The sequence below is a fragment of the Streptomyces sp. NPDC107562 genome (assembly GCF_055657325.1).
The window spans coordinates 1-6,035 of record NZ_JBVKBE010000035.1 but is presented as its reverse complement, the minus strand read 5'-3'; the positions used below and the strand labels follow the sequence as shown (position 1 = coordinate 6,035).

The following is a 6,035-nucleotide window of genomic DNA, read 5'->3' as shown; positions in this document are numbered from 1 at the left end:
ATTACGCCTCGCATTCGGAGCAGGTGGAGTTGGTCCGTGAGCGGATCCTGTCCGATCTGGCGGAGGTTGTTCCCCTGGGTGGTGGGGTGCCGATGTTGTCGACGCTGACGGGTGAGTGGGTTGATCTGGAGGGGGACGGCGGGCTGGGTGCCGGCTATTGGGTGGAGAACCTGCGCTCTCCGGTGCGGTTCGCGGAGGCGACTGGGCGGCTTGTGGGGGAGGGGTTCGGTGCGTTCGTCGAGGTGAGTGCGCACCCGGTGCTGGTGATGGGTGTGGAGGAGACGGTGGAGGCGGCCCGTGGGGAGGGGCCGGAGGATGCTGCTGCTGTGGTGGCGGTGGGGACGTTGCGTCGTGGTGAGGGGGGCTGGGATCAGTTCCTGCGGTCGTTGGGGGCTTTGTTTGTGCGGGGGGCGTGTGAGCCGGACTGGCAGGTTCTGCTGGGCGGCCCGCATCCCCGAGTCGACCTGCCCACCTACGCGTTCCAGCGTCGGCGTTTCTGGGTCGAGAGCGTGAGGAAGGACTCGGTGGCGCCGACCGCCGACCCGGTGGACGAGGCTTTCTGGGCGGCGGTGGAGAGCGAGGACATGGCCTCTCTCGCCGACAGTCTGCAGGTGGAGACCGACGCCCTCCAGGGCGTACTGCCCGCTCTCACCTCCTGGCGAGCACGTCGGCGGGAGGAGTCGCTCGTCGACGGGTGGCGCCACCGTGAGGAGTGGAAGCCGCTACCGGCGCCGACCACGGCCGCGCTCACCGGCACCTGGACCGTTGCGGTCCCCGCCCCGCACCATGACACCCCCGCCGTGAACGCGCTGCTGGACGGCCTGCGCCGCAACGGCGCCGACCTGCGCGTCGTCGAAGTGTCCGGCGATGTCCCCGCCGAGGCCCTGAGGGATCAACTGCGGGGCGCCACTCCGGAGGGCGAGCAGCCGGTGGGTGTCCTCTCGCTGCTGGCCATGGACGACCGCCCGCACCCTGTCCATCCCGAGCTGACCGAGGGCATCGCGGCGACCATCGCACTCGTCCAGGCCCTGGACGCGTCGGGAGTGAACTCCCCTCTGTGGTGCGTGACGGCGCAGGCCGTCGCCGCCATCGACTCCTCTGACGTCCGCAATCCGGTGCAGGCGACCTTGTGGGGCATGGGGGCGTCGCTGGCGCTCGATCACCCCGACACGTGGGGCGGACTGCTCGATCTGCCGGCGGAGATCGACACGCGCGCCGCTGATCTGCTGTGCGCCGTCCTGGCCTCGGACGAGCCGGAGGACCAGATCGCGATACGTTCGGCTGGTCTCTTCGCACGCCGTATGGTCCGGGCCCGCGTCCAGGACGCGGCGGCTCCTCCGTCGTCGCCATGGCAGCCCCACGGCACCGTCCTCGTCACCGGCGGTACCGGCGGGATCGGTGCGCAGGTGGCGCTCCGGCTCGCCCGCGACGGCGTCGAACACCTCGTACTCACCAGCCGTAGCGGAGCCGAGGCCCGCGGCGCGAGCCGTCTGGAAGCCGAACTCGCCCTGCTCGGCACGAAGGTCACGTTCGCGGCCTGTGACATCGCCGACCGCGAAGCCGTACGCGGACTCCTCGCCTCGCTGCCCGAAGCCGCGCCGCTCACCGGGGTCTTCCACCTGGCCGGAGCCGTTCCGGACGGGGATCAGCGACTCTCGGCCATCACGCTCGACGAGTTCTCCCGGATGACCCGTGCCAAGATCGGCGGCGCGACGCATCTCGACGAACTGCTCGCGGACCGGGACCTGGAGATGTTCGTGACCTTCTCCTCCGGCTCGGCCATCTGGGGCAACGCCCATCAGGCCGCGTACGGCGGAGCGAACGCCTTCCTGGACGCCCTCGCCCACAACAGGCGCTCCCGCGGTCTGCCGAGCACGTCCATCGCATGGGGCCTGTGGGGCGGTGACGGCGCGGACCCCGACACCGACGCGCAACTGCGCCGTATCGGTCTCCGGGCGATGGAACCGCGCCTGGCCCTCGATGTCCTGCGGCAGGTGCTCGACCACGGAATCGGGCACCTCGTCGTCGCGGACATCGACTGGCAACGCTTCGCTCCGGTCATCACCATCTCCAGGGCACGGCCCCTGCTGGACGGCATCGCGGAGGTTCGCGCCGCACTGTCCGAGGACACCGGGCCGGCCTCACCGGACGAGGACGCGCAGGGGCAGGAGACCGTCGCCGTACGCCTCGCCGGGCTCCCGCGCGCGGAGCGCGATCACGCGCTTCTCGACGTCGTGCGCCGGCAGGTGGCCGCCGTGCTCCGCTACTCGGACGCCGCCGACGTGGAGCCGGACCACTCCTTCAAGGATCTCGGTTTCGATTCCGTGACCGCCGTCGAACTGCGCAACCGGCTCAACGCGGCATCCGGGCTGCGACTGCCCGCCACGGCGGTCTTCGACTACGCCACCCCGCTCGCCCTGACGGCCCATCTGAAGTCGGAGCTGTTCCAGGACGAAGGGGCGGCGGCAGGGGCCGTCCCGCTCCTCGCGGAACTCGACCGGCTGGAGGCAACGGTGACGTCGCTTCCGTCGGCGGACATCGAGCGGATGCGCCTCACTTCCCGGCTCCAGGGACTGGTGACCAAGCTGAACGAGATCGTCGGGGTGGACACCTCTGGGACCGAGGCCCTCGCCGACAAGCTCGAAGCGGCCACCGCCGACGACATCTTCGACCTCATCGACAAGGACCTCGGACTGGGCTGACCCGTGATCAGCCCTTCACAGGAGACGGACCGCCTCGACCGCCCCCTGATGCTCCTGGCTGCCCCGAGGCGCCTGCGGCTCCGCGCGTCTCCGCATCCCTGACCCCCGGACGTTCCTCGTACCGAGATTGGTGTGGCACCAGATGTCGAACGACCAGAAGCTCCTGGACTACCTCAAGCGGGTCACGGCCGATCTGCACGCGACCCGGCAGCGGCTGCGCGAGGCCGAGTCGGAGGAGCACGAGCCGATCGCCGTCGTCGCCATGGGCTGCCGCTATCCCGGTGACGTCCGGACCCCCGAGGACCTGTGGCGGCTCGTCGCCGAAGGCCGTGACGCCGTCACCGACTTCCCGGACGACCGGGGCTGGGACTTCGACACGCTCCTCGGCGGCGACGCGAACGCCGTCGGGAGCACCTATGTGGCACGCGGAGGCTTCGTCCACGACGCGGCCGATTTCGACGCGGAGTTCTTCGGGATCTCGCCGCGTGAGGCACTGGCGATGGATCCGCAGCAGCGGCTCCTGCTGGAGCTGGCCTGGGAGACCAGCGAGCGGGCGGGTATCGACCCGCACAGCCTGCGCGGCGCCTCCGTCGGCGTCTTCGCGGGGACCAACGGCCAGGACTACGCCGACCTCATGGACCGATCGCCGCAGGACACGGAGGCCTATCTGTCCACCGGCAGCGTGGCGGCGGTCGTCTCCGGCCGCATCTCGTACGTGCTCGGCCTCGAAGGGCCGTCGGTGTCCGTGGACACCGCGTGCTCCTCCTCGCTCGTGGCCCTGCACCTTGCCTGCCAGGCGCTCCGGCAGAAGGAATGCGCGATGGCCTTCGCGGGCGGCGTGACGATCATGGCGACACCGGGACCGTTCATCGCGTTCAGCAGGCAGAGCGGTCTGGCGGCGGACGGCCGCTGCAAGGCCTTCTCCGACGACACCGACGGCACCGGCTGGGGAGAGGGAGCCGGACTGCTTCTGCTGGAGCGGTTGTCGGACGCGCGGCGCAACGGTCACCAAGTGCTGGCCGTGGTGCGGGGTTCGGCGCTGAACCAGGACGGTGCGAGCAATGGTCTGACGGCGCCGAACGGTCCGTCGCAGCAGCGGGTGATCCGTCAGGCGCTGGCGAACGCGGGTCTGACGGCGGCCGAGGTGGACGCGGTCGAGGCGCACGGTACGGGTACGTCGCTGGGTGACCCGATCGAGGCGCAGGCACTGCTGGCCACCTATGGCCAGGACCGCGAGGAGGGTCGGCCGCTGTGGCTGGGTTCGATCAAGTCGAACATCGGGCACACACAGGCAGCCGCCGGCGTCAGCGGCGTGATCAAGATGATCATGGCCATCAGGAACGGGGTTCTTCCGAAGACGTTGCACGTGGGGGAGCCGTCGAGTCATGTGGACTGGTCGGCGGGTGCGGTCGAGTTGCTGACGGACGGGCGGGAGTGGCCGGAGACCGGTCGTCCGCGCCGGGCCGGCGTCTCTTCCTTCGGTGTGAGTGGGACGAACGCGCATGTGATCGTGGAGCAGGCGCCGGTGGAGGAGTCTGCGCCGGTGGATGGTGTGGCGCCGGCTGGGTTGCCGGTGCCGTGGGTGGTGTCGGGCAGGTCGGCGGGGGCGTTGCGGGCGCAGGCGGGGCGGTTGGCTGCGCAGCAGCGGGGTGTGGGTGCGTCGGTCGCTGATGTGGCGTTTTCGTTGGGTGTGTCGCGGGCGGGGCTTGAGCATCGGGGTGTGGTGCTGGGTTCGTCGCGTGAGGAGTTGCTGGAGGCGCTGGGGGTGCTTGCAGCCGGGTCGGAGGGGCCTGGTGTGGTGTCGGGTCGGGTGGTGGAGGGCCGGCTGGCGTTCTTGTTCACGGGTCAGGGTGCGCAGCGGGTGGGGATGGGCGGGGAGCTGGCTGCTGCGTTTCCGGTGTTCGCGCGGTCGTTGGAGCGTGCGTGTGACTTGCTGGATGTGGGTTTGGAGGGTGTGGGGCTGCCGTTGCGTGAGGTGTTGTTCGCGGAGGCGGGCAGTGCTGTGGCGGGCTTGTTGACGCGGACGGTGTATGCGCAGGCGGCGTTGTTTGCGGTTGAGGTGGCGTTGTTCCGGCTGGTGGAGTCGTTCGGGGTGCGTCCGGACTTCGTGGCGGGGCATTCGGTCGGTGAGATCGCGGCCGCGCATGTGGCGGGGGTGTTCTCGCTGGAGGATGCCGCGATGCTGGTGGCGGCTCGTGGCCGGTTGATGGACGCGTTGCCTGAGGGTGGCGTGATGGTGGCGGTCCAGGCCGCTGAGGCGGATGTGCGTGAACTCCTTGAGGGTGTGGAGGGTGCGGGCGTCGCGGCGGTGAACGGGCCGCGCGCGGTGGTGCTTTCGGGTGCGGAGGCCGCGGTGACGCCGGTGGTGGAGGCGCTGCGAGGGCGCGGGATCAAGTGCAAGCGGCTGGACGTGAGTCATGCTTTCCATTCGCCGTTGATGGAGCCGATGCTCGCGGACTTCGCTGCGGTGGTGGAGGGGCTGTCGTTCGAGGCTCCGCGGATCGCGGTGGTGTCGAACGTGACGGGTGCGGTGGCGTCGGCGCAGGAGTTGTGTGTGCCGGAGTACTGGGTGCGCCATGTCCGCGAAGCGGTGCGCTTCGGTTCCGGTGTGGAGGCGCTGGTTGGTGCGGGTGTGTCGTCGTTCGTGGAGCTGGGTCCGGACGGTGTGTTGAGCGGGATGGCCCGTGAGGTGTTGCCGGAGGGCGCGGACGTGGCGTGTGTGCCGGTGATGCGGCGGGACCGTGACGAGGTGCGGGAGTTCCTGACCGCTCTGGCCCGGCTCTTCGTCCGTGGTATCGGCGTGAGTTGGGAGCCGTTGACGGCGGGTGGGCGTCTGGTGGAGCTGCCCACGTATGCCTTCCAGCGTGAGCGGTACTGGCTTGAGGCTGGTTGGTCCGTCACGGATGCGGCCGGTCTGGGTCAGGCGGCGGCGGATCACCCTCTATTGGGTGCGGTGGTGGGTCTGGCCGGTGGTGACGGGTCGGTACTGACCGGGCGCCTGTCCCTGAAGTCGCATCCGTGGCTCGCCGATCACACCGTCGCCGGCGCGGTCGTGTTCCCGGGCACCGGTTTCGTCGAGTTGCTGGTGCGGGCCGGGGACGAGGTCGGCTGCGGGCGTATCGAGGAACTGACCCAGGAAGCTCCACTGGTCGTGCCCGAGCGTGGCGGCGTACAGGTGCAGGTCGTCGTAGAAGCGGCACACGGAACCGGCGAGCGGCCGGTCGCCGTGTACTCGCGCTGGGAGGACGCGGACGAGGATGTGCCGTGGACGCGGCACGCCAGTGGTCTGCTGAGTCCCTCGCCGGCGTCGGCCGGGTTCGAGCTCGCGCAGTG

General features: G+C 70.2%; 2 protein-coding genes. Both read left to right on the top strand.

What is annotated here, in order from left to right; translation table 11 throughout:
- On the top strand, positions 1–2,702 hold a 2,702-nt coding region (locus tag ACZ7LV_RS38895), incomplete at its 5' end, for an SDR family NAD(P)-dependent oxidoreductase (protein WP_471946081.1).
- A 142-nt stretch (positions 2,703–2,844) separates the two neighbouring features.
- Positions 2,845–6,035, top strand: a 3,191-nt coding sequence (locus ACZ7LV_RS38890) for a type I polyketide synthase (RefSeq protein ID WP_471946080.1), incomplete at its 3' end; no start/stop codon positions are given.